This is a genomic window from Nitratireductor soli (assembly GCF_001050155.1).
Classification (GTDB): Bacteria; Pseudomonadota; Alphaproteobacteria; order Rhizobiales; family Rhizobiaceae; genus Nitratireductor; species Nitratireductor soli.
Genome location: NZ_LFVY01000020.1, coordinates 80,471 through 102,315, shown reverse-complemented (window position 1 = coordinate 102,315; position 21,845 = coordinate 80,471). Strand labels below are relative to the sequence as shown.

Genomic DNA, 21,845 nt, shown 5'->3' with positions numbered 1-21,845 from the left:
GATCACAGCCGCATTCGATGGCGGACGCACCACCTCGGATGGGGGCGTCATGCTTTTGGCGGCAGTTGAGCGACGCCTGCAACTGGCTGACAGGTTGGCTGCTGCGATCCACGATCCGCGCGACCCACAGCGGGTGACGCATGCGATCGCCGACATTGTGCGCTCTCGCATCTTTGCGATTGCATGCGGCTACGAGGATGCCAACGATCTCGACCGACTGCGCACCGACCCGGCCTTCAAGCTCGCCTGTGGTCGGCTGCCCGATAGCGGGATCGATCTGTGCTCGCAGCCGACCTGTTCGCGCCTCGAGAACCTGCCCGATCTGCGCACCGTCATCCGTCTGGGCAGGATACTGGTCGATCTTTGGCTGACGAGCTATGCCGCGCCGCCTGCAACCGTCACGCTCGATATCGATGACACGGTCGATGTCGTTCACGGCCATCAGCAACTGTCGCTCTTCAACGGCCATCATGACGAGCGCTGCTTCCTGCCGATCCACATCTACGATGCTGCCACCGGTCGACCGGTCGCCATGATCCTGCGGCCGGGAAGGACGCCGACGGGCAAGGAGATCCGCGGCTACCTGCGCCGTCTCGTCCGGATGATCCGCGGCCGCTGGCCCGCCACCCGGATCCTGATCCGCGGCGACAGCCATTATGGTCGGGCGGAGGTCATGGCATGGTGCGAGGATAACGGCATCGACTATCTCTTCGGCCCGCCTGGCAACAAGGTTCTCCAGCGTCTCGTCGATGAAGCCGCCGACGATATCCGCACCCGCCGCGCTCTCGAGCAGAAGGCGGCGCTGCGCGGCTACGTCAAGACCCGATACAAGGCCAAATCCTGGAAGAGGGAACGCCGTGCCTGTGCCCGCATCGAGGCGACAAGGCTCGGCCTCGACATCCGCTTCGTCGTCACCAATCTCGACGAGGACTCCGCCGAGCATATCTACGACGTCATCTACTGCGCCCGGGGGCAGGCCGAAAACCTGATCAAGATGCACAAGAGCCAGCTTGCTTCCGACCGCACCTCCTGCCGATCCCCGGTCGCCAACCAGGTCCGTCTCGTCCTGCACACCGCCGCCTATTGGCTGATGCTCACGCTGCGCGACGCGGTGCCAAGGACGCATCAACTCAGCAGAGCTGAGTTCGCCACGGTGCGGCTCAGGCTTCTCAAGCTCGGCGCCCGCGTCATCGAAACCGCATCGCGCATTCGTCTGGCATTCGCCGCCGCCTGTCCCGAGGCGGGTCTGTGTCGTGCGATCGCCCTTACACTGCAGCCTGCGGGACCATGAGCGTCGGGGCAGCAAGCCCCGATGAACCCTAAACCTCAACCCTCCAGCGCGTTCAAAAGTCCCTGACCAAGCCGCGGAAAAAAGGACGCCGCCATAGCCCGCGTCCGTTGCTCAGCGGAAAGATCACCCCAGAGCTCATGAATAAGACGGGCTAGATCACATTGATCAGCATCTCGACCGCAATCTGGACCTGGACGAGTTGAGCTGCGTGGCCGCCTTCTCCAAGTATCATTTCCATCGGCAGTTCGCGGCGGCCTTTGGGCTGTCTGTGCATCGCTATATCCAGCTCATCCGCATGAAGCGGGCATCCTACAGGCTGGCCTACAGGGACGTAGACAGCGTGACCGAGATAGCGATGGATGCCGGCTACGAAGCTCCTGACGCCTTTGCCCGCGCATTTCGGCAACGGTTCAGCCAGTCGCCTTCGCAGTTCAGGAAATCTCCCGATTGGGAACCGTGGTTTGCCGCCCTCAGGCCTCTCAACCAAGCAAGGAGTAAGCTGATGCAAAGGACATTTGCAGCCAATGACATCGAAATCCGCGAGGTGCCCCCAACCCCTGTCGCGATCATGAAACACCAAGGTGATCCGGCAAGGATCGGCGACACGATCAAACGCTTCATAGCATGGCGCAAAGCCACGGGCCTCAATCCGAAGACCAGTTTGACTTTCAACATCTTCCATTCCGATCCGCGGGTGACGTCTCCGGACGAGTATCGGCTGGACCTTTGTGTCAGCACGGATCAGCCGATCAAGACGAACGGAGAGCACATTGAGGCGGGCATTATCCCCGGCGGCCGTTGCGCCGTGCTGAAAGTCGTCGGCAATACTGATGATCTGGAGCCTGCCGCGCTTTACCTCTATCGCGATTGGCTGCCGGCAAGTGGCGAGGAAGCGAGGGATTACCCCCTGTATTGCCAGCGTCTCAGCTTCTTTCCCGAAGCACCTGAACATGCGGCGGTGGCAGAGCTCTTCCTGCCCCTGAAATAGCGAACCTTTGTGGCGGCTTGTCCGTTTCTGGCCACGGCGGCGGACAAGCAGCTTTCAACCCAAATCTCTCTATCCTGCTAAACAGCGCGTTCGCCAAACGTGGGTATTCCATCAAGCGAAATCGTAGCGGCCTTCACCGGATGGCTACCTTCCAAACGACCGTTTGCGGGAAACACCCTGATCGCGTTGGCGTCCGCGATGGACGCTCAGCGAACGTGGCCGCCTTCGGCTATCGCATCGGCGGTCGATTTCAGAAGTGAGGAATCGACACCCAGGGCGCGGAGCGCTCGCGCGGCCACGCCATGCGACATGCCAGCGACGATTCCGACGACATGAGCACCGAGCAACGGACCATGGTCTTTCCGGGTTGCCGCAAGCGCCTGCATGAGTTCCTGACCCGAAGGAGCGGCGTGATAGACGCCGGGCGTTGCCGACATCGGCATGTCGTTCGGCGCATCCGCTTCCAGACCGATTGAACCAAGGGCCTCGCGATACTGCCGTTCGATCGCGGCTTTCAGGGCGTCGGGCTCTACCCCCGCCCGCTCGAAGGCGAGGCGGGCCGTGCCGTCCGGAAGATCGAGTGAGGCCAACAGGAAGTGTTCGGCTCCAGGCTCCCGCTGCTGATCCTGCAAGGCGTAGGTTTCCGCCTTTTCGCAGAGAGACTTGATTGTGCTCATGTCGTTGAGTTTCGATTTGATGCGTTTGAACATAGCAATCCCCTTATGTAGAGTTGTCGCGTGCGGTCACGTCTGAAAGTCGTTTGTGGGCGGCCTGTTTGGTAATTCCGAGAGCTTGGGCGATCCTTGACCACGACCAACCTTGGCGCAGGGCCGAGCGGACGGCCTCGCGTTCGACCCTGTCCGCCAGTCGGCGCAAAGCTACGACAGCGGCGAGCGCTTCGTCGGGGTCGGTCGGGAGAGAGATGTCGCGCAGGTCCGTCATCCGTCAACCTTAGTTGACGCCATGAGATTCGTCAACCAAGGTTGACGGATGCTTGTCTACTCTTAGTCGTGAAGGCGGGCCATCATAGTGCTACAGCGTAGATGTATGCTCATCATCATCATCGGGCATGGCCCGCCATTCGCCGCCGGTTGCCGTATAAGATGGCCTATGTGCCGCCAATTGCACGACGTCCGCTGACGCGGCTGCCAGCCCCTGATTTCATGCCCAGAACAAACATCCTAGTTGCCGCTATCCCCTTGTAGATACTTGGGGTGCAAACAAAGTGCCGTTGTACGGAACGCTGGCCGTATCAGGAACTTCCATTCTTCAACTCTTACTGAACGCATCGACCAGCATGTCGGCCACAGCGCGGACTGCAGGGGCGTGTTTCAGATCGGCATGGATGACCATCCAAACCGGTCGTGCTTCGGGCTGCTGAGCGCCGACGCGCACCAGTTCCCGGCAAGGCTGCGCCATCACACAAGGCAACAGCGCGACGCCAAGGCCCACTCTGGCAGCGGCGAACTGGCTGTGAAAATCTCCTGTCAGCAGATCAAGCGGGCGATCCTCGGCAAACTCTTCCAGCCAGCGTTGTTGGGGCACATGGGCCAGCGTTTCGTCGAAAGCGATAAAGCGCCATTGCTGCGATGACAGTCTTGCAATCTCTGGCGTCGCATAGAGCCCGAATTCGACCGCGCCGATGCGCCGGACAATGTTCTGCTTGCCCTGCGGCTCCACCATCCGCACCGCCAGATCGGCCTGGCCGCTGTCGAGCGAGGCGATATGCGAATTGGCAGAAAGCACGATCTGCAAATCGGGATGATCGGCGCGCAGATCGCGCATGGCTGGGATGATGACTTCGCTGACCAGCACGGGCGGCGCAGTCAGCCGCACTCTCCCGGTCAACGTGCCCTGCGCGGCATGGGTCAGACGTTCAATCCGCTGCGCACCTTGCTCCATGTCGCGTGCAATTGCAGCGACCTCCTTGCCCTTCTCCGTAAGAGGTGTCGACCGCGCCAAGCGGCGCACGAGCGTTTGCCCCAACGTCTCTTCCAGCGCGGAAACACGCCGCGACACCGTGGCATGATTGACGCCTAATGCCCGCGCCGCGCCGGCCAGCGAGCCTTCGCGCTCAAGTACCGCGAGCACATGCAGATCATCCCAGTTCATCTGATAGACGTTGCACAGATGGGGTGCATAGTCATGCAGTTTTCATAGGAATGTATGCCTGCGAGAAAGGACCGGATGAAAACAGGAGCATACGCAATGATCCCCACACTTCCGCTTGGAACCGATGGTCCGAACCTGCCCGCTCTTGGCCTTGGCTGCATGGGCATGTCCGAGTTTTACGGCGAAACCGACGATGCCCAGTCGCTCGCCGTGCTGTCCCGCGCCTATGAACTTGGCGTGCGGATGTTCGATACCGCCGATATGTATGGCAATGGCCATAACGAGGAACTGCTAGCGCATTTCCTGAAAAAGGGCCAGCCGGACGCATTCATCGCCACCAAGTTCGGCATCCGCAAGGCACCGGGCGTATACGCTCGCACCATCGACAACAGCCCGGACTATATCCGGCAGGCGTGCGACGCCTCGCTACGGCGTCTGGGGGTCGAACAGATCGGCCTGTATTATGTCCACCGCGCCGAGGCCGGGCGGCCCATCGAAGAAACGATGCTGGCGCTAGCCGAGCTGGCGCAGGCAGGCAAGATCGCGCGCATTGGTCTCAGCGAAGTCTCTGCCGATACGCTGCGCCGTGCCCATGCGGTGCACCCCGTGGCGGCGGTGCAGAGCGAATATTCGCTGACCACGCGCGATATGGAAGCCGAGGTGCTGCCCGCCTGCCGAGAGCTGGGCATTGCCTTTGTCGCCTACAGCCCGCTGGGGCGCGGCCTGCTGTCTGGCACGATTGATCGCGACAGCCTTGCCGAGAACGATTTTCGCCGCAACGCCCCGCGCTTCGGCGATGAGGCGCTGAAGGCGAACACTGCGCGGCTCGACACCCTGCGCGCCATTGCTGACCAACGCGAGGCAGCGCCATCGCAGGTGGCTCTCGCCTGGGTGCTGGCCAAGGGTGCGTTCGCGATCCCCGGCACCAAGCGGCTCAGCTATCTGGAACAAAACATCGCAGCCGCCAGCCTGCGCCTGTCTGCCGATGACATCACCAAACTTGACAGCGCCTATGCACCGGGCAGCTTCACCGGCGAACGCTATACCGCCGAGGGCATGAAAGGGGTGAATGCATGAGCGCCCGCACCATGTCCCACGCGCAGACCGGCTTGATCGGCGATCACGCGATGAAGCGGCTTGCCGGCCAGGCACAGGAAACGATCCTCGCTTCGGTCGGCGCACGGTCCCCGGTATTGGCGGACAGTCTGGTGAACCATGCTTTCGGCAGGATCATTGCCCAGACCACGCTGGGCTATGAAGAGCGTGAACTCGAAACCATCGCCATGCTCGGGGCCATGGGGGGATGCGAAAACCAACTGCGTACGCATCTTGGCTTTGCGTTGGATTGCGGCCTTGTGCCGGAAGAGATCATGGCCAGCGTTGAGCACGTCTCCGTCTATGCAGGCTATCCGCGCGCACTGACCATGCTGCGCATCGCGGGCGAAGTGATGCAGGACAAAGGTGAGGAATTGCTCGTCGCGAAGCGGTTTCCGTTGCGCGACCACGACACATGCCTGTTCGACAGTGGCGGCGACAAGCCGCCCCTGATGCTGCTCCATGCCCTCGGGCTGGATTGGCGTATGTGGTCGCGCGTCATTCCGCTGCTGACGCCGCATTTCCGTGTCATCGCCTATGATCTGCGCGGGTTTGGCGGGGCCGCCTTCGCGCCGGGGATCCGCGATCTGGCTCACTACGCACAGGATGTGACGGATGTAATGGAGCGGTTAGCGCTATCTCAGGCCCAAATTGCCGGGCTGTCTCTTGGCGGGTCGATTGCCCTGGAGCTTGCGTTGCAACAGCCCGGGCGCGTGCAGGAGCTGACCGTGATTGCCGCCACCGCATGGTCGTTTCCCGTCTTCGAGGAACGCGCTCAATTCGCCGAGGCCGAGGGAATGGAGGCCCAAATCATTCCGAGCCTGACCCGGTGGTTCCGCGCCAGTGATCTGGCGACAAATGGCTGGCCGGTGCGTTATGCCCGAAACTGTGTCCGATGGGCGTCTGTCGCTGACTGGAGCGGAGCATGGCGGACGTTGGCCGGAATTTCGCTCGACGGCAGGCTGGACGGGATTACGGCCCCGATGCGCATCATCGCCGGCGAATGCGACCAATCCACGCCGCCCGAACTCATGAAGCGCCTTACCGAGGGAACGCGCCGAAGCTTCGAGGTCATCGGGGATGCCCCTCATATGATCGCTCTCACGCATCCCAAGGAACTTGCCACTGAAATCCTGAAACCGCTTTCGTAATGTAACCTATTGGCTATCGCCGAGACTGCGATGCCGCAGTCCCGGCAGTCGCGTGAACTTGTTCGGTAGGACCAAGATACGCATGGTGGTGGATGCCCTCGTCGAGGCGTTCATGCCTATTGCGGGTGCAGGTTGCAGGATGTCTTTTCGGATTGTGTTGCGGCACGCGACTGACTGCCCACACCGGCAGTTTGAAGGTCCGAGTATGCCCATGCCCCTTCATTCCCTGGGCCTGTTCGCGGTCAGATTTCACCTGCAGTCAGACACCAAGACCGATCGATGGTGATTGTGCAGTACCCAGCCAAACCACCAGCCATTCGCAACAAGTATCGTGGCGTTCCGCCGTTTCCCTGTCTTTGTACGCCACAGTACGACGACCATATATCGGTTGTTGTCATGCCCTGATTTCTGCCTCTTCTACTCATCCCCGATCCAGGGCCGCACTTCGCGGACCCGCACGAGAACGGGGACGACGTGGCGGCCACTCACCAGAAGTCGGAGGCAATCCTTCGCGGCGCGCGCATGCTGCGCACGGCCCTCGGGCCGGCGATCGCCCAGTTTCTGGAAGATCCCGCGATCGTCGAGGTGATGCTCAACCCCGATGGGCGGCTCTGGATCGACCGCCTCTCCGAGGGACTCTCCGACACGGGTGAACGGCTGTCGCCGGCCGATGGCGAGCGCATCGTTCGCCTCGTCGCGCACCATGTCGGCGCCGAGGTTCATCCAGGAGCCCCGCGCGTCTCAGCCGAGTTGCCGGAAACGGGGGAGCGGTTCGAGGGCCTTCTGCCCCCCGTCGTCGCCGCGCCGGCCTTTGCGATCCGTAAGCCTGCGGTCGCCATCTTCACGCTCGACGACTATGTCGCCGCCGGTATCATGGTGGCCGATCAGGCCGAGGCGCTGCAGGTCGCCGTCGCCGAGCGCCGCAATATCCTGGTCGCCGGCGGCACCTCGACCGGCAAGACGACGCTCACCAACGCGCTCCTCGCCGAGGTGTCGAAGACCGCCGACCGCGTGGTGCTGATCGAGGACACGCGCGAGCTTCAATGCGCCGCCCCGAACCTCGTCGCCATGCGCACGAAGGACGGCGTCGTCACGCTGTCCGATCTCGTCCGCTCCTCGCTGCGCCTGCGCCCCGATCGCATCCCGATCGGCGAGGTGCGCGGCGCTGAAGCCCTCGATCTGCTCAAGGCCTGGGGCACCGGTCACCCCGGCGGCATCGGCACAATCCATGCGGGCACCGCGATCGGCGCACTCCGCCGCCTCGAGCAACTCATCCAGGAAGCTGTTGTCACCGTTCCGCGCGCCCTGATCGCAGAGACGATCGATCTGGTCGCCGTGCTCTCCGGCCGCGGCGCCTCGCGCCGGCTCGCCGAACTCGCTCGCGTCGAAGGGCTCGGCCCCGACGGCGATTACCGCGTCATCCCCGCCAGCCAGCACCTCACAGGAGATCCATCATGATCCAGCATGCCATGCGTGTCCGCCGTCACGTAGCGACAGCGACCTCCGTCACCTTCCTCACCTTGGCGCTCGCGCCGGCCGCCCACGCGTCCGGTTCGTCGATGCCGTGGGAGGCGCCGCTGCAGTCCATCCTCGAATCCATCGAGGGCCCTGTCGCCAAGATCGTCGCGGTGATCATCATCATCGTGACTGGCCTGACGCTCGCATTCGGCGACACCTCGGGCGGCTTCCGGCGCCTGATCCAGATCGTCTTCGGCCTATCGATCGCCTTCGCCGCGTCGAGCTTCTTCCTGTCGTTCTTCTCGTTCGGCGGCGGAGCGCTAGTCTGATGGCGACGTCGGCGGAGACCGCGAGCGAAGTGCCGGGCTTTTCGGTCCCCGTCCATCGCGCGCTGACCGAGCACATCCTGCTCGGCGGCGCGCCGCGCTCGATCGCCATCCTGAATGGGACGCTGGCGGCGGCGCTCGGGCTCGGCCTTCGCCTCTGGCTCGTTGGAATTGGCCTCTGGGCTATCGGCCACTTCGCCGCGGTCTGGGCCGCCAAACGAGATCCGCAGTTCGTCGACGTCGTCCGCCGGCATCTGCGCATCCCCGGTCATCTGTCGGTTTGAGGGGGCGCGCGGCCATGATGAACCTTGCCGAGTATCGCAACGGCAACACCCGGCTCGCAGACTTCCTCCCCTGGGTGGCGCTGGTGGGCGAAGGCGTCGTCCTCAACAAGGACGGCAGTCTGCAGCGCACCGCCCGGTTTCGCGGGCCTGACCTTGACAGCGCCGTGCCGGCCGAGCTGATCGCGGTCGCCGGACGGCTCAACAACGCCTTCCGTCGCCTCGGCTCCGGCTGGGCGATCTTCGTCGAGGCGCAGCGGCACGGCGCCGCTACCTATCCAGCCAGCATGTTCGCCGACAGCGCCTCCGCGCTGGTCGACGCCGAACGCAAAGCTGATTTCGAGGAAGCCGGCGCGCATTTCGAGTCGAGCTACTTCTTGACCTTCCTCTATCTGCCTCCGGCCGAGGACGCAGCGCGCGCCGAAACCTGGCTCTATGAGGGCCGCGATCACGCCGGCGTCGACGCCCACGAGGTCCTGCGCGGCTTCGTAGATCGCACCGATCGCATCCTCCAGCTCATCGATGCCTTCATGCCGGAATGCGCCTGGATCGATGACGCCGAGACACTGACCTTCCTGCATTCGACGGTCTCGACGAAGCGCCACCGCGTCCGGGTGCCCGAGACGCCGATCTATCTCGATGCACTGCTGGCCGATCAGCCGCTCACCGGCGGGCTAGAGCCTCGCCTTGGCGACACGCACCTGCGCATCCTCACCATCATCGGATTCCCGACCGCGACGACACCCGGCATTCTCGACGAACTGAACCGGCTCGCTTTTCCCTATCGCTGGTCGACCAGAGCGATCCTGCTCGACAAGACCGACGCCACAAAGCTGCTGACGAAGATCCGTCGGCAGTGGTTCGCCAAGCGCAAGTCGATCGCCGCGATCCTGAAGGAGGTGATGACCAACGAGGCCTCGGCGCTGGTCGACACCGACGCCGCGAACAAGGCCGCCGACGCGGATATGGCGCTGCAGGAGCTCGGCGCCGACTATGCCGGTCAGGCCTATGTGACGGCGACGATTACTGTCTGGGACGAAGATCCACGCATCGCGGCCGAGAAGCTGCGCCTGGTCGAGAAGGTCATCCAGGGCCGCGATTTCACCGCCATGCCCGAGACCATCAACGCTGTGGACGCGTGGCTCGGCAGCCTGCCCGGCCACGCTTACGCTAACGTGCGGCAACCGCCGATCAACACGCTCAATCTCGCCCATATGATCCCGCTGTCGGCGGTATGGGCGGGACCGGAACGGGACGAGCACTTCGCAGCACCCCCACTGCTGTTCGGCAAGACCGAAGGCTCGACCCCGTTCCGGCTTTCCATCCACGTCGGCGACGTCGGTCACACGCTGATCGTCGGCCCGACCGGCGCCGGCAAATCCGTGCTGCTGGCGCTGATGGCGCTGCAGTTCCGCCGTTACGCGCGATCTCAGGTCTTCGCTTTCGATTTCGGTGGCTCGATCCGGGCGGCGGCGCTCGCCATGCGCGGCGATTGGCACGATCTAGGCGGCGGGCTCACCGAGGGCGCCGATCACAGCGTGTCGCTGCAGCCGCTTGCCCGGATCGACGACGTCGCCAAACGGGCCTGGGCGGCTGACTGGCTCACCGCCATTCTCGAGCGCGAAAGCGTTTCGATCACGCCCGAGGTGAAGGAGCATCTCTGGTCGGCGCTTTCGTCGCTCGCCTCCGCGCCGATTGGCGAGCGCACGCTGACGGGCCTGTCGGTCTTGCTGCAGTCAAACGAGCTCAAGCAGGCGCTTCGGCCCTACTGCGTTGGCGGCCCCTATGGGCGGCTGCTCGACGCCGAGGCCGAACACCTCGGTGAAGCCTCAGTCCAGGCTTTCGAGACCGAGGGTCTGATCGGTACGGGCGCCGCTGCCGCGGTTCTCGCCTATCTCTTCCATCGCATTGAGGACCGACTCGACGGGCGGCCGACGCTGTTGATCGTCGATGAAGGCTGGCTCGCCCTTGATGACAAAGGCTTCGCGGGTCAGCTTCGCGAATGGCTGAAGACGCTGCGCAAGAAGAACGCCAGCGTCATCTTTGCCACCCAGTCGCTGTCGGACATCGACGGCTCGGCAATCGCGCCGGCCATCATCGAGAGCTGTCAGACCCGCATCCTGCTGCCGAACGAACGCGCGATCGAGCCGCAGATCACAGCCATCTATCGTCGCTTCGGTCTCAACGATCGCCAGATCGAGATTCTCGCCCGGGCGATGCCCAAGCGCGACTACTACTGCCAGTCGCGGCGCGGCAATCGCCTGTTCGAACTCGGCCTGTCCGATGTCGCCCTGGCGCTCTGCGCGACATCTTCGAAGACAGATCAGGCCGCAATCGCCCAGATCACCGCTTCGCATGGCCGCGACGGCTTCCTTGCTGCCTGGCTGCGCGAACGCGGCCTCGAATGGGCCGCCAATCTCATTCCCAACCTCACCAACATGGAGACGTCCTCATGAACCCGCGCCGTTCGCGCGGCGTGCGCCTTGCCGCCGCGCTGCTCACCGCCTCAGTCGCCACGCTCCCGTTCTTGGCAGCTCCCGCACACGCACAGTTCGGACGCATCGTCTACGACCCCACGAATTACGCGCAGAACGTCCTAACGGCGGCCCGCACCCTTCAGCAGGTCAATCAGCAGATCACCCAGCTTCAGAACGAAGCGACCATGCTGATCAACCAGGCGCGAAATCTGGCGAGCCTGCCGTACTCGTCGCTTCAACAACTGCAGCAATCGGTGCAACGCACCCAGCAGCTGCTGCAGCAGGCGCAGCGCATCGCCTACGATGTCCGGAACATCGATCAGGCGTTCCAGACCACCTACGGCAACGCCTCCATGTCCGCCTCGGATCAGCAGCTCGTCGCCGGTGCACGCGAGCGCTGGCAGAACACCGTCGGCGGGCTGCATGATGCCATGCGCGTGCAGGCCGGTGTCGTCGGCAACATCGACACCAACCGCACCGAGATGTCCTCGCTGATCGGCCGAAGCCAGGGGGCGACGGGCGCACTGCAGGCGACGCAGGCCGGCAACCAGCTCCTTGCACTTCAGGCACAACAGCTTGCCGACCTTACGGCCGTCGTCGCGGCAAACGGCAGGTCACAGGCGCTCTCCGAAGCCGAGCGCGCAGCGGCCGCCGAGCAGGGCCGTGAGCAGCGCCGCCGGTTCCTCACGCCGGGCTCCGGCTACCAGGCCGGGAATGCCCGCATGTTCCCGAACAGCGGTAACTGAGGGCGCGGCCATGGACGGCAAGATGCTCGCCCGACTTGGCGCTGTGGTGTTCGTCGCCGTGGCTGTCACTGCGACGGCGATCGAGATGAGCCGGAATGAGGAGCCAGCGGAGAGCTGGGCTTCGTCACGCTCAAGCACGACACCGTCGGATCCCTTGCGCGACGAGTTGTTCCGCTGCCAGGCCCTCGGCGAGGCCGGGCCGCGTGATCCTGCCTGCCTGCGGGCCTGGGCGGAAAACCGCAACCGCTTCCTCGCGCCGGGCGCACGACCGGCAGAGCGGCTGCCAGAAGCCGCGCCGACTCCACACCCGCCAACGGACGCGGATGTCCCGGCCCGGCCGGCGCCGGTGTCGGAGCCGGCCGAGACGCGGTAGCGTCATGGGCAACACCGGCGTCATCGACCACTTTCTCGAGGTCTTCACCCGCTACATCGATTCCGGGTTCGGGCTGCTCAGCGGTGAAGTCGCCTTCATCGCCACGACGCTGATCGTCATCGATGTGACGCTGGCCGCGCTGTTCTGGTCCTGGGGCGGCGACGACGACATCTTCGCCCGCCTAGTGAAGAAGACGCTGTTCGTCGGCGTGTTCGCCTACATCATCGGCAACTGGAACAACCTCGCGCGCATCGTCTTCGAGAGCTTCGCCGGCTTGGGCCTCAAGGCCAGTGGCACGGGCTTCACAACGGCCGATCTGCTGCGGCCGGGCAAGGTGGCGCAAACCGGTCTCGATGCCGGGCGGCCGCTCCTGGAATCCATCTCGGGCCTGATGGGATACTGGTCGTTCTTCGAGAACTTCATCCAGATCGCCTGTATGTTCCTCGCCTGGGCGCTGGTGTTGCTCGCCTTCTTCATCCTCGCGATCCAGCTCTTCGTCACCCTAATCGAATTCAAGCTCACCACGCTCGCCGGCTTCGTCCTCATTCCGTTCGGGCTGTTCGGCAAGTCCGCGTTCATGGCCGAACGGGTGCTCGGCAACGTCATCTCCTCCGGCATCAAGGTGCTGGTGCTGGCCGTCATCATCGGCATCGGCTCGACGCTGTTCTCCGAATTCACCGCCGGCTTCGGCGGCGCCACGCCCTCCATCGACGAGGCCATGGCGATCGTGCTCGCCGCGCTGTCACTTCTCGGCCTCGGCATCTTCGGCCCTGGTATCGCCAGCGGCATCGTCTCCGGCGGACCGCAGCTCAGCGCCGGCGCGGCGGTTGGTACGGGTCTCGCGGCCGGCGGCATGATCGCCGCCGGAGCCGGTGCGGTCGGCGCCGTTGCATCCGGAGGCGCGGCACTTGCCGGAGGCGCGGCAGCCGCGGCCCGGGGCGGTGCTGCGATGGCGGGTGGCGCATCCACGGCCTACAGCCTCGGCGCAGCCGGCCAGTCAGGCGCAAGTGGAGTCGCGTCGGGACTCGGCGCCGTCGCCCAGGCCGGAGCCAGCGCGGCTGTCTCGCCGCTGCGCCGCGCCGCCTCACGCGCCGCCGAAAGCATGCGTTCGAGCTTCAATGCCGGCGGCAAGGCCGTGTTCGAAGCGACTGGCGGCTCATCAACGATGGGATCGGTCGGTGGCGACGCAGCGAGCGACGGCAGCGGCTCGGTCACACCGGCAACCGCCGGCGAACCGCCCGCATGGGCCCAGCGCATGCGCCGTTCCCAACGCATGACCCACGCCGTCCAGGCGACCGCCCACGCCGTGCGCTCCGGTGATGCCCATGGCGGCGGCTCTTCCGTCAATCTTTCCGAAGGCGACCGCTGATGTTCAAACGACCCTCCACCCACTACGGCAAAGCCCCCGAACCCGAGACGCCCTACCAGCGCGCCGCACAGGTATGGGACGAGCGCATCGGCTCCTCGCGCGTCCAGGCGAGGAACTGGCGGCTGATGGCCTTCGGCTCGCTGATCCTCTCCGCTGGCTTCGCAACCGCGCTGGTCTGGCAATCGGCACGCGGCACGATCGTGCCCTGGGTGGTGCAGGTCGACCGGCTCGGCCAGGCGCAGGCCGTGGCGCCGGCTGTTGCCGACTATCGTCCGACCGACCCCCAGATCGCCTTCCACCTGGCGCGCTTCATCGAGCAGGTCCGCTCGATCCCGGCCGACGCCATCATCGTGCGGCAGAACTGGCTGCGCGCCTACGACTTCACGACCGACCGCGGCGCGGTAGCGCTGAACGACTACGCGCGGGCCAACGACCCGTTCACCAAGGTCGGCCGACAGCAGGTCGCGGTGGAAGTCTCGAGCGTCATCCGCGCGTCTCCAGATAGTTTCCGTGTCGCCTGGGTCGAACGCCGTTACGAGAACGGCCAGCTCGCCACGACCGAGCGCTGGACCGCGATCCTGACGATCGTCGTACAGGTCCCGCGCAACGCCGATCGGGTCAGGGCGAACCCGCTCGGCATCTATGTCAACGCCATCAACTGGTCACGGGAGCTTGGTCAATGAAGCCGTCTTTCCGTAAAGCCGGAAGCCCGGCTTCACACATTTCCGCAATCCCGGCCTTGCGCCGAGGCACATTGCCGATCCTGCTGGTGGCGACGTCTGCGCTCGCCGGCTGCGCCACGACCAATCCTCCGCCGGAAATCTCCTACGACAACGCCGCGCCTGCGGTGCAGACAGTGGATCCCCCTGCGCCGGTAACAGTCGTGGAACTGCCCCGGCCCCTACCGCTGCCCGGGCAGATGAAACCGATGGAGCGCTCCCGTCAGGCACCCGAACCGACCGATCCGACAGCACGCGTCAACCAGGCCAATGCTGCAGCCCGCATTCAGCCGGTGCGCGACGGCTTCATCAATTCGATGCAGGTCTACCCCTTCACCCAAGGCGCGCTCTATCAGGTCTATACCGCCGTCGGGCAGATCACCGACATCGCGTTGCAGCCCGGAGAGCAGCTCGTGGGCTCCGGCCCGGTCGCCGCCGGTGACACAGTGCGCTGGATCATCGGCGATACGCAGAGCGGTTCCGGGCCAACGCTTCAGGTCCATATTCTGGTGAAGCCGACCCGGCCGGACCTGATGACCAATCTCGTCATCAACACCAACCTGCGCACCTATCACATGGAACTGCGCTCGACCGAGCGGACCTATATGGCCTCGGTCTCCTGGCAGTATCCGCGAGACCAGCTCATCGCGCTGCGCCGGCAGAACCAACAGGCCGAGGCAGCACAGCCGGTCGCATCCGGCGTCGACCTTGCCAACGTCAACTTCCGCTACGCGATCGACGGCGACCGCGCGCCGTGGCGGCCGTTGCGCGCCTTCGACGACGGCCGCCAGGTCTTCATAGAATTCCCACGCGGTATTGGCCAGGGCGAGATGCCGCCACTGTTCGTGGTCGGCTCGGAGGGCAACACCTCGGAGCTGGTGAACTACCGGGTTCGCGGCCACCACATGATCGTCGATCGGCTCTTCGCCACCGCCGAGTTGCGTTACGGCTCCGGCGATCGCCAGAAGCGTGTCCGCATCGTTCGCACCGATGGAAGGCCGGCGTCGTGAGCGAGACGGAGCCCCGGAAAGAGGAAGGGCCGGACGAGGAGGCTCGGCCGTTGACCGGCGAGCCTGTCGGTCCCGCGCCGATGCGGCTGCGCGCCGAACCGCCGCGCGTCACTCGACTGTCGCGAAAGGTGCTGGCCGGTCTCGGCCTGGTCGCGAGCGTCGGGATCGGCAGTGCGCTCATCTATGCGCTGCAAACCCGCGATGGCGGTCGGCCCAACGAGGAACTTTACTCGACCGAGAACCGCTCGACGGCCGACGGGATCGCGGGCCTGCCGCGCGACTACAGCGGTGTGCCTCAGCTTGGCCCGCCGCTTCCGGGCGACCTTGGCCGCCCCATCCTTGGCGCACAGAATCGCGGCCAACCCGTACCGACGCCCGGCATCTCCACGCCCAACCCTGGTCTCAGTCCGGAAGAGCAGCGGCGCATTCAGGAGCTTGAATCGGCACGCACGGCGCGGCTGTTCGCTTCCACTGAAACCCGGACGGCGGCAGCAAACCCCTCCCAGACAACGCCCGACGCACAATCGACGCCCGATCTAACCAGCCTTGGGCTGGCTCCGCCGCCGGCGACGGCGACGGCGCAGGACCGGCAGAACGCCTTCCTCAACGCCGCTGCCGACCGGCGCACCGTGGCGCCCGATCGCGTTGCAGCGCCGGCGTCGCCCAACATCCTGCAGGCGGGCGCCGTGATTTCCGCCGCGCTGATCACCGGCATCCGTTCGGATCTCCCCGGCCAGATCACCGCTCAGGTGACGGAAAATATCTACGACAGCCCGACGGGTCGCATCCTTCTTGTGCCCCAAGGCACACGCGTCATCGGCCAGTACGACAATAACGTCCAGTTCGGGCAGAGCCGCGTCCTCCTGGTCTGGAATCGGCTGATCTTCCCGAACGGACGGTCAATCGTTCTCGAGCGCCAGCCGGGCGCCGATGCCGAGGGTTATGCCGGCCTGCAGGATGGTGTCGATTATCACTGGTGGGATCTCGCCAAGGCGGCCGGGCTTTCGACCCTGCTCAGCGTCGCCGCCGAACTCGCCACCAATGACGATGACAGGTTGATCCAGGCGATCCGCAACGGCGGTCAGGACACTATCAATGATGCGGGCCAACAGATCGTCCGGCGCCAGCTCAACGTCGCACCCACGTTGACGATCCGCCCAGGCTTTCCGGTGCGCGTCATCGTCACCCGAGACCTGATTCTAGAACCTTATGGAGGCTCGTGATGCCCAAGCTCAAACTTGGCCCTTTGATTGACGAAAAGCCAGTCAAGATCACGGTGGAACTACCCGCTTCGTTGCATCGAGATCTGGTTGCATACGGAGATGCCATGGGCCGCGAGCACGGACAAGGGGCGATCGAGCCTTACAAGCTCGTTGTTCCGATGTTGGAGCGCTTCATCGCGACGGATCGCGGCTTCACAAAGCTCCGCCGGTCTCAAACCGCCGGTTGATGCTCACCGCGAAGTCTTAGGCGCTCCGTCAAATGTCTCAGCGCCGGGTTCGCGCATTGAGCGGTCCAAACCGCGGTCCATTGCAGGTGATCTGCGGACTTAACAGGTAAGATGCGCAAGTCGGGGGTGTTCGGGCTGATCATGGACTTCACTGCGAGCGTCAGTCCGAACCCCTCTCGCACGAGGTATATGAGATTGTCTCTACCGACTCGCTGCAAAGATAGTTGCGGTCTGCTGCCGAGGCGTCGCAGATGCCACCCCAGAATCTCCGCGACCTTGAGCCCAAAGGCGTCCGAACTGACAAGGATTGTCTCTTCGGTGAGGTCGCTCCATCCGACAGTCGCTAGCCGCGCAAGAGGATGTTCGACCGACGTAACGACGACGAGCGGCTCCTTCCAAACAGGCAACGCGTCAAACCCCTCGATCTGCGGCTCTCCGATGACAAAGGCGACATCGAGCCGCCCTCGCGATACGCCCGCGAGGGTGTCATCGAACGAAGCTTCCTCCACTCGGATCTTCACCTTCGGATATTTTCGTCGATAGGTTCTCAGGAGTTCCGGCAAGGGGCCTTGAGCAAGCGTTCCCATCAGGCCGATCCGCAAGTGCCCGTGTTGCCCGGTGTGGGACGACGCCAGTTCCTTGACCGCCCTGTGGAGATGCTCCGCTCCAACACGCGCTTCCTGAAGGAAATGGCTACCAATGGGAGTCAGGACCACCCCAGTACGGCGGCGCTCGAACAGAGCGACGCCGAGCCGCCGCTCGAGAAGCTGTACTCGGCGTGTGAGCGTAGACTGATTGACCCCGATGGATAGTGCCGCGCGACGGAACGATCCGTGCTCCGCGGCAAGTTGAGCATAACGAAGGTAACGCAGGTCAAGCGAGAGATCGGGCACTCTCGGCCCTCCGCTCCGACCTCCGCATGGTCGGCGTGAGCTTGCAGTTCATCCGACGCGATCGCCAGCCTGGGTCGCAGGTAGCCATCCAAAACCAACCTGCCGGCGAGATCCATCTATCCCCAAACCTCCTTCGGAAGCTCTCTTCCATTCCTCTAAACTCCGCATTATAACCTTTAAGAGCCAATATGTGCGACTGAGTCCCTTCTATAGGGAATTTAGAGGAACTTAAAGCCTGCCAGAGGTAACAAAAATGTCGGAAGAGTTCTATACGGTCGAGTTCGCCGCGGAGCAGTTGAAGCTGCATCCAAAGACCGTCCTCAAGTTCATTCGTCAGGGTCAATTGCGCGCCACCAAGGTTGGTCGCCAGTATCGCATCTTGCGCTCAGACCTTGCCGCCTTGGTTGGTGATCATCGTGCGGCTCGGGGCGCGTTGCGCGAGGTTAGGTCGACCACGATCGTCGATATCTCCAACGCGGATGCCGAGTTCGCACGGAGGATGGCGGCACTTCTGACCGGCGCCCGCAAGGCAAACGGCCGGTCTGCCGAGCCCATGAGCGTGGACGTCACACACGATCCGGCGAACAAGCAGGTCAAGATCATCATCGTCGCCCGGCCATCGGATGCTGCCGAACTCCTGCAACTCTCCGAAGTCCTGCTGGAGGGGCGTACATGAGTTCCGCCTTCCGAACACCAGAAGGCGCGAAGGCGGTCCGCAAGAGCTATGAGCAGCTTCTGGAGCATTGGCCGTCGCCAAGCCGTCGCCATCTTGTGCCGACCTCAGCGGGTGAGACGTTTGTGATTGAAAGCGGCCCGCTCGATGCACCGGCCGTCGTCCTGTTGCATGGCACTGCTGCGAATTCCGCCATGTGGCTGAGCGACGTCGCCGCGTGGACCCAGCGATTCCGCGTGTTTGCTGTCGACATCATCGGCGATGCTGGTCTCAGCGCCTTCAACCGTCCCACACTCGATACCGACGCGCATGCGCGATGGCTAGACGAGGTCCTCGCAGCTCTTTCGATCCAGCGCACGTCGCTTGTCGGCATCTCCATGGGCGGCTGGCTCTCGCTCGACTACGCGACGCGCCGTCCTGAGCGCGTGCAGAAGCTCGCCGTCATCAACCCTGCCGGCGTCGGGGAGCCTCGGAACGTGCTCATCTGGGCGCTGCCGCTCTTGATGCTTGGCCGGTGGGGCCGCCGCAAGATGATTGAGCGGATCGCCGGCGCTCCGAGCGGTGCGCCGTCCCCGGATCAAGCGGCAGTGGCAACCTTCCTAGAACTGATCTTCAGCCACTTCCGGCCGCGCACAGCGGCGCTCCCCCGGTTCGACGATGCCGCGTTGGATCGGCTATCTATGCCTGTCCTGGCGATCATCGGAGGTAGGGACGTCTTTATCGACGCGCCCGGCACCCGCGCACGTCTCGAGGCGCATGTTCATGACCTGACGATGTCGTTCCTTCCAGACGCCCATCACTTCGTACCCGGTCAGACTTCGAAGATCGAGGCATTCCTGGCGGCCAAACCGACAGCGTCAGGATAGGAGCGTCGCTTTGAAGGAGAAGATCGATATCAACCTCGTCAAAGCCCTTCGGAAGCGCACGGCGGCCGGAGTGGTGAGTTGCAGAGACGCGCTGATCGACACCGGTGGCGACCTCGATTCGGCAGTGAAACGCCTGCATGAACGGCATCTCTTGCCCGCCGCCATTGAGCGACGACCTACGGCCGAGGGGCTGATCGCCTTCCTCGTCGATGGCCGTTGCGGCGTCATCGTTGAGCTCGCTGCAGAGACAGACTTCACTGCCCGCAATCCGCTGTTTCAACAAGCAGCGCAAGCTATCGCGCGTACCACGTTCACGGTGGGAGGCGAATTGGCCGATACGCTCGCAGCGCCGTCGCCCGATGGTCAGGGAGACATCGCAGGCTATGTGCGACGACTGGCTGCAGCGTTCGGCGAGAACATTCATGTCCGGAGGGCAAGCATCCTCAGGACCGAGAATGGGTTGATCGGCGCATACGCGCACAATCCGCCGGTGCCGGGCCTTGCAAGAATGGTGGCGCTGGTGGCAATCAGCGGACATGCCCCCGGTTCGTCTGGCAATTTAGTTGCCAAGAAGCTGGCCATGCACGTCGTCGGCGCCGCGCCATTGTGGTCGAGCGTCAATCATGTTCCGCCGTCGATTCGCGATCAGAAGCGGTTGAGAATCGACGACGACCGTGAGCATAGCCTAGACGAACGCGAGGTCAGTTCCGCCATCGAAGCACGGCTGGAGCGGTTCTACGATCAGACCGTCCTTCCTCGACAACGCTACCTGCTCGACCCCTCGATGACCGTCGCCGAGTTTCTGGCTGCCGAGGCCGGGTCCGATGCTCACATCGAGGGTTTCGTCTGTTTCCGTATCGGAGAGGACGCCGCGCACGACGCGCGTGTTGCCGAAGCTGCGGAGTTCGAATGGACCTTCGGCAACGATTGGTCTGACGAGCGCCCTTCGAAACTGACCGCCATCGGCAATGAGCGGGTCTTTGAGATCTCGCCTCGTGGACCGAAGCTGCGGGACGATCGTGACGCCGTAGATCTTATCAATGCGGCATGGTCGGGCGGAGCAACCATCATCGCCCTGCCTGTGGAGCGTCTGTCGACGGACTTTTTCCCTCTCAGCACAAGGAAGGCCGGAACGATTCTGCAGAAGTTCTCGAACTTCGGCACACGCGTCGCCATTGTCGGCGACATTTCCTCCGAACTCAGTGCGAGTTCGGCGCTGCGCGACTTCGTCTACGAATCCAACCACCGCGGTCAGGTCGTGTTCGTTCCCGACCTGCAAGCTCTGACGCAAGGATTGAGGAGATCACAGCACGACAACGGGGATACCGCATGAAAAGCTAGGGTCCAAACCCAATCAGCAGCTTGATTTTGCGCCCACCTGTAGGTTCAGTGTGCCTCCGAATTGAGGAGGCTGGGTCATGGCACCCAAGCTGCACAACCTTGAGTGCGGTGTTGTGCGCTTCCGGCCCCGCAAGAGCAAACAGGTGGACGATCAAATGCTGGAAGATGAAAACCAGCACGATCATTCCGGTCACGTAGTGCATTCGACGGTTTTGAAAGGCGGTAGCGCCGACGATTCGATCATGACAATGCTCCTCCCAGAGTCGCGATCGCGACCAATGCAAACAGGGTGGTCGAGGGAAAGCGCAGAGGATTGATTTCGCCCTTCACGGCCACGAAAATGCTCAGCAAGCTGAAGAGAAGGGACAGGCCTCCTAGCAGCCATGCGACATCGGGGCTGGACCATCCGATCGCGACCGCAGCAAATGACATTGCCATTGCTGCGAGCAGGATGGTGACGATGTGCCAGCAATAATAGTTGAGCCACTTGGACGCCTTCGGGAGGTGGGCGTCCGCCAGAAGCGGAACGGCTACGCGCGGTCCACCGATAAAGGTGTGCACGTAGAAAGTGATGGCGGCGATAGCAGCCGCAAGCCCAAACCAAAAGGATTGCATCAAACCGATTCCCATATTAGAGGATATTCTCTAATTGGAGTGAGTATGTCTCGCAAGTCACTTTTTTCCGATGATCGGGTGTTTGAGGCTGTTGGGCGGCTGATGGCCGAACAGGGGGCACTTACGACTACGGCCGTTCAGCAGGCAGTCGGGCTTTCGACGGGGTCACTCTATCACCGCTTTGGCTCGCGCGAAGGATTGCTCGCCGAGACTTGGCTCTTTGCGCTACGTGCATTCCAGCCGCACTTCATCAAAGCACTCGAAATGCCAGGCACCGCTGTGGGCGAGATCGCCGCCGTGACACCGCGCTTTTGCCGGGATCACAGAGCGGAAGCCCTGATCCTGGCCTGCGGCAGTCGCAGACAATTCATGAATGAGGCAACACCGGTCTCGATCGTTCGGCATATTGACGAAACCAACGCCAAAACATTTGCTGCCTTCGATGCCTACATACGAAGACAGGGATTTGATCCAGATGCATGCCGAATGGCGCTGATCGCCTTTCCGCTGGCCGCAGTGCAGCAATATCTGCCCGAACATGAAGTGCCGCTCTCTGTAGATCACCTTGTGTCCATCGCGGCTGAAGCCATTCTCACGCATCGGAAGTAGCC

General features: G+C 63.5%; 23 protein-coding genes. 19 read left to right on the top strand and 4 right to left on the bottom strand.

The features are described 5' to 3' along the window. The first annotated feature begins 1 nt into the window (after position 1). Positions 2 to 1,291 carry an IS1380 family transposase gene (locus tag AB843_RS21860; protein WP_053086175.1) on the top strand — a complete coding sequence of 430 codons (1,290 nt, stop codon included), beginning with the start codon at positions 2 to 4 and terminating at the stop codon, positions 1,289 to 1,291. Positions 1,292 to 1,451: 160 nt separating this feature from the next. Continuing rightward, positions 1,452 to 2,279 (top strand): AraC family transcriptional regulator, encoded by an 828-nt coding sequence (locus AB843_RS21855; protein ID WP_048649022.1) that lies wholly within the window; start codon positions 1,452 to 1,454, stop codon positions 2,277 to 2,279. A 206-nt stretch (positions 2,280 to 2,485) separates the two neighbouring features. Here AB843_RS21855 and AB843_RS21850 read toward each other — a convergent pair whose 3' ends face one another. Both AB843_RS21850 and AB843_RS21840 read right to left on the bottom strand, forming a co-directional pair. Continuing rightward, the gene (locus AB843_RS21850; protein ID WP_048649021.1) at positions 2,486 to 2,989 is read right to left on the bottom strand and encodes a Clp protease N-terminal domain-containing protein; all 504 of its coding nucleotides are present in this window, start codon (positions 2,987 to 2,989) and stop codon (positions 2,486 to 2,488) included. Between the two features lie 559 nt (positions 2,990 to 3,548). Continuing rightward, positions 3,549 to 4,391, bottom strand: coding sequence for a LysR family transcriptional regulator (locus tag AB843_RS21840; RefSeq protein WP_048649019.1), 843 nt, complete (start codon positions 4,389 to 4,391; stop codon positions 3,549 to 3,551). 96 nt (positions 4,392 to 4,487) lie between these two features. On the opposite strand from AB843_RS21840, the gene AB843_RS21835 reads away from it, so the two are divergent. The 13 genes from AB843_RS21835 (at position 4,488) to AB843_RS21770 (ending at position 16,846) form a co-directional block, all read left to right on the top strand. Continuing rightward, positions 4,488 to 5,468 (top strand): aldo/keto reductase, encoded by a 981-nt coding sequence (locus AB843_RS21835; protein ID WP_048649018.1) that lies wholly within the window; start codon positions 4,488 to 4,490, stop codon positions 5,466 to 5,468. Beyond that, positions 5,465 to 6,637 carry an alpha/beta hydrolase gene (locus AB843_RS21830; RefSeq protein WP_087587166.1) on the top strand — a complete coding sequence of 391 codons (1,173 nt, stop codon included), beginning with the start codon at positions 5,465 to 5,467 and terminating at the stop codon, positions 6,635 to 6,637. Before AB843_RS21835 ends, AB843_RS21830 begins: the two co-directional genes overlap by 4 nt. 474 nt (positions 6,638 to 7,111) lie before the next feature. Continuing rightward, positions 7,112 to 8,095: a P-type conjugative transfer ATPase TrbB gene (gene trbB / locus AB843_RS21820; RefSeq protein ID WP_048649016.1), complete on the top strand. Its 984-nt coding sequence runs from the start codon at positions 7,112 to 7,114 to the stop codon at positions 8,093 to 8,095. Next, on the top strand, positions 8,092 to 8,424 hold the full coding sequence (locus AB843_RS21815; protein ID WP_048649015.1) for a TrbC/VirB2 family type IV secretion system protein: 333 nt from the start codon (positions 8,092 to 8,094) through the stop codon (positions 8,422 to 8,424). Before trbB ends, AB843_RS21815 begins: the two co-directional genes overlap by 4 nt. After that, on the top strand, positions 8,424 to 8,705 hold the full coding sequence (locus AB843_RS21810) for a VirB3 family type IV secretion system protein (RefSeq protein ID WP_048649014.1): 282 nt from the start codon (positions 8,424 to 8,426) through the stop codon (positions 8,703 to 8,705). Before AB843_RS21815 ends, AB843_RS21810 begins: the two co-directional genes overlap by 1 nt. A gap of 14 nt (positions 8,706 to 8,719) precedes the next feature. Then, the gene (gene trbE / locus AB843_RS21805; RefSeq protein ID WP_048649013.1) at positions 8,720 to 11,158 is read left to right on the top strand and encodes a conjugal transfer protein TrbE; all 2,439 of its coding nucleotides are present in this window, start codon (positions 8,720 to 8,722) and stop codon (positions 11,156 to 11,158) included. Next, positions 11,155 to 11,925 carry a P-type conjugative transfer protein TrbJ gene (gene trbJ / locus AB843_RS21800; RefSeq protein WP_048649012.1) on the top strand — a complete coding sequence of 257 codons (771 nt, stop codon included), beginning with the start codon at positions 11,155 to 11,157 and terminating at the stop codon, positions 11,923 to 11,925. The genes trbE and trbJ overlap by 4 nt, the downstream gene beginning before the upstream one ends. A gap of 10 nt (positions 11,926 to 11,935) precedes the next feature. Next, entirely contained in the window at positions 11,936 to 12,298 is a 363-nt protein-coding gene (trbK-alt, locus tag AB843_RS21795; protein ID WP_048649011.1) for a putative entry exclusion protein TrbK-alt, read from the top strand. A gap of 4 nt (positions 12,299 to 12,302) precedes the next feature. Then, complete coding sequence (gene trbL, locus AB843_RS21790) at positions 12,303 to 13,667, top strand: P-type conjugative transfer protein TrbL (protein ID WP_048649010.1); 1,365 nt, start codon at positions 12,303 to 12,305, stop codon at positions 13,665 to 13,667. Next, positions 13,667 to 14,350, top strand: a complete 684-nt coding sequence (gene trbF / locus AB843_RS21785) for a conjugal transfer protein TrbF (RefSeq protein ID WP_048649009.1) — start codon at positions 13,667 to 13,669, stop codon at positions 14,348 to 14,350. Before trbL ends, trbF begins: the two co-directional genes overlap by 1 nt. Further along, on the top strand, positions 14,347 to 15,396 hold the full coding sequence (gene trbG / locus AB843_RS21780; protein ID WP_048649008.1) for a P-type conjugative transfer protein TrbG: 1,050 nt from the start codon (positions 14,347 to 14,349) through the stop codon (positions 15,394 to 15,396). Before trbF ends, trbG begins: the two co-directional genes overlap by 4 nt. Beyond that, positions 15,393 to 16,619, top strand: coding sequence for a TraB/TrbI/VirB10 family type IV secretion system protein (locus AB843_RS21775; protein ID WP_048649007.1), 1,227 nt, complete (start codon positions 15,393 to 15,395; stop codon positions 16,617 to 16,619). Before trbG ends, AB843_RS21775 begins: the two co-directional genes overlap by 4 nt. Next, a complete protein-coding gene (locus AB843_RS21770) occupies positions 16,619 to 16,846 on the top strand; it encodes a DUF2274 domain-containing protein (protein WP_048649006.1) in 228 nt (75 codons plus the stop codon). Before AB843_RS21775 ends, AB843_RS21770 begins: the two co-directional genes overlap by 1 nt. On the opposite strand, the gene AB843_RS21765 is transcribed toward AB843_RS21770, so the two are convergent. After that, entirely contained in the window at positions 16,831 to 17,739 is a 909-nt protein-coding gene (locus tag AB843_RS21765) for a LysR family transcriptional regulator (protein WP_048649005.1), read from the bottom strand. The genes AB843_RS21770 and AB843_RS21765 overlap by 16 nt on opposite strands. A gap of 253 nt (positions 17,740 to 17,992) precedes the next feature. Here AB843_RS21765 and AB843_RS21760 point away from each other — a divergent pair, with 253 nt between their 5' ends. From AB843_RS21760 to tsf, 3 genes are read left to right on the top strand one after another with little or no spacing between them, the layout of a single operon-like run. Further along, the gene (locus AB843_RS21760) at positions 17,993 to 18,415 is read left to right on the top strand and encodes a helix-turn-helix domain-containing protein (RefSeq protein WP_048649004.1); all 423 of its coding nucleotides are present in this window, start codon (positions 17,993 to 17,995) and stop codon (positions 18,413 to 18,415) included. Then, positions 18,412 to 19,278, top strand: coding sequence for an alpha/beta fold hydrolase (locus AB843_RS21755; protein WP_082143948.1), 867 nt, complete (start codon positions 18,412 to 18,414; stop codon positions 19,276 to 19,278). Before AB843_RS21760 ends, AB843_RS21755 begins: the two co-directional genes overlap by 4 nt. Positions 19,279 to 19,288: 10 nt before the next feature. Next, complete coding sequence (tsf, locus tag AB843_RS21750) at positions 19,289 to 20,611, top strand: translation elongation factor Ts (RefSeq protein ID WP_048649002.1); 1,323 nt, start codon at positions 19,289 to 19,291, stop codon at positions 20,609 to 20,611. 248 nt (positions 20,612 to 20,859) lie between these two features. Here tsf and AB843_RS21740 read toward each other — a convergent pair whose 3' ends face one another. Then, entirely contained in the window at positions 20,860 to 21,234 is a 375-nt protein-coding gene (locus tag AB843_RS21740; protein WP_157384578.1) for a hypothetical protein, read from the bottom strand. A gap of 45 nt (positions 21,235 to 21,279) precedes the next feature. Between AB843_RS21740 and AB843_RS21735 the strand changes: the two genes are divergently transcribed. Beyond that, a complete protein-coding gene (locus AB843_RS21735; RefSeq protein WP_048648999.1) occupies positions 21,280 to 21,843 on the top strand; it encodes a TetR/AcrR family transcriptional regulator in 564 nt (187 codons plus the stop codon). Positions 21,844 to 21,845: the final 2 nt, after the last annotated feature.

What these genes read in the sequence shown, in the direction of transcription:
- AB843_RS21850 (WP_048649021.1), bottom strand. Translation starts at nt 2,989, where the DNA reads ATGTTCAAACGCATCAAATCGAAACTCAACGACATGAGCACAATCAAG.
- AB843_RS21840 (WP_048649019.1), bottom strand. Translation starts at nt 4,391, where the DNA reads ATGAACTGGGATGATCTGCATGTGCTCGCGGTACTTGAGCGCGAAGGC.
- AB843_RS21835 (WP_048649018.1), top strand. Translation starts at nt 4,488, where the DNA reads ATGATCCCCACACTTCCGCTTGGAACCGATGGTCCGAACCTGCCCGCT.
- AB843_RS21830 (WP_087587166.1), top strand. Translation starts at nt 5,465, where the DNA reads ATGAGCGCCCGCACCATGTCCCACGCGCAGACCGGCTTGATCGGCGAT.
- AB843_RS21815 (WP_048649015.1), top strand. Translation starts at nt 8,092, where the DNA reads ATGATCCAGCATGCCATGCGTGTCCGCCGTCACGTAGCGACAGCGACC.
- AB843_RS21810 (WP_048649014.1), top strand. Translation starts at nt 8,424, where the DNA reads ATGGCGACGTCGGCGGAGACCGCGAGCGAAGTGCCGGGCTTTTCGGTC.
- trbE (WP_048649013.1), top strand. Translation starts at nt 8,720, where the DNA reads ATGATGAACCTTGCCGAGTATCGCAACGGCAACACCCGGCTCGCAGAC.
- trbJ (WP_048649012.1), top strand. Translation starts at nt 11,155, where the DNA reads ATGAACCCGCGCCGTTCGCGCGGCGTGCGCCTTGCCGCCGCGCTGCTC.
- trbK-alt (WP_048649011.1), top strand. Translation starts at nt 11,936, where the DNA reads ATGGACGGCAAGATGCTCGCCCGACTTGGCGCTGTGGTGTTCGTCGCC.
- trbL (WP_048649010.1), top strand. Translation starts at nt 12,303, where the DNA reads ATGGGCAACACCGGCGTCATCGACCACTTTCTCGAGGTCTTCACCCGC.
- trbF (WP_048649009.1), top strand. Translation starts at nt 13,667, where the DNA reads ATGTTCAAACGACCCTCCACCCACTACGGCAAAGCCCCCGAACCCGAG.
- trbG (WP_048649008.1), top strand. Translation starts at nt 14,347, where the DNA reads ATGAAGCCGTCTTTCCGTAAAGCCGGAAGCCCGGCTTCACACATTTCC.
- AB843_RS21770 (WP_048649006.1), top strand. Translation starts at nt 16,619, where the DNA reads ATGCCCAAGCTCAAACTTGGCCCTTTGATTGACGAAAAGCCAGTCAAG.
- AB843_RS21760 (WP_048649004.1), top strand. Translation starts at nt 17,993, where the DNA reads ATGTCGGAAGAGTTCTATACGGTCGAGTTCGCCGCGGAGCAGTTGAAG.
- AB843_RS21755 (WP_082143948.1), top strand. Translation starts at nt 18,412, where the DNA reads ATGAGTTCCGCCTTCCGAACACCAGAAGGCGCGAAGGCGGTCCGCAAG.
- AB843_RS21740 (WP_157384578.1), bottom strand. Translation starts at nt 21,234, where the DNA reads ATGCAATCCTTTTGGTTTGGGCTTGCGGCTGCTATCGCCGCCATCACT.
- AB843_RS21735 (WP_048648999.1), top strand. Translation starts at nt 21,280, where the DNA reads ATGTCTCGCAAGTCACTTTTTTCCGATGATCGGGTGTTTGAGGCTGTT.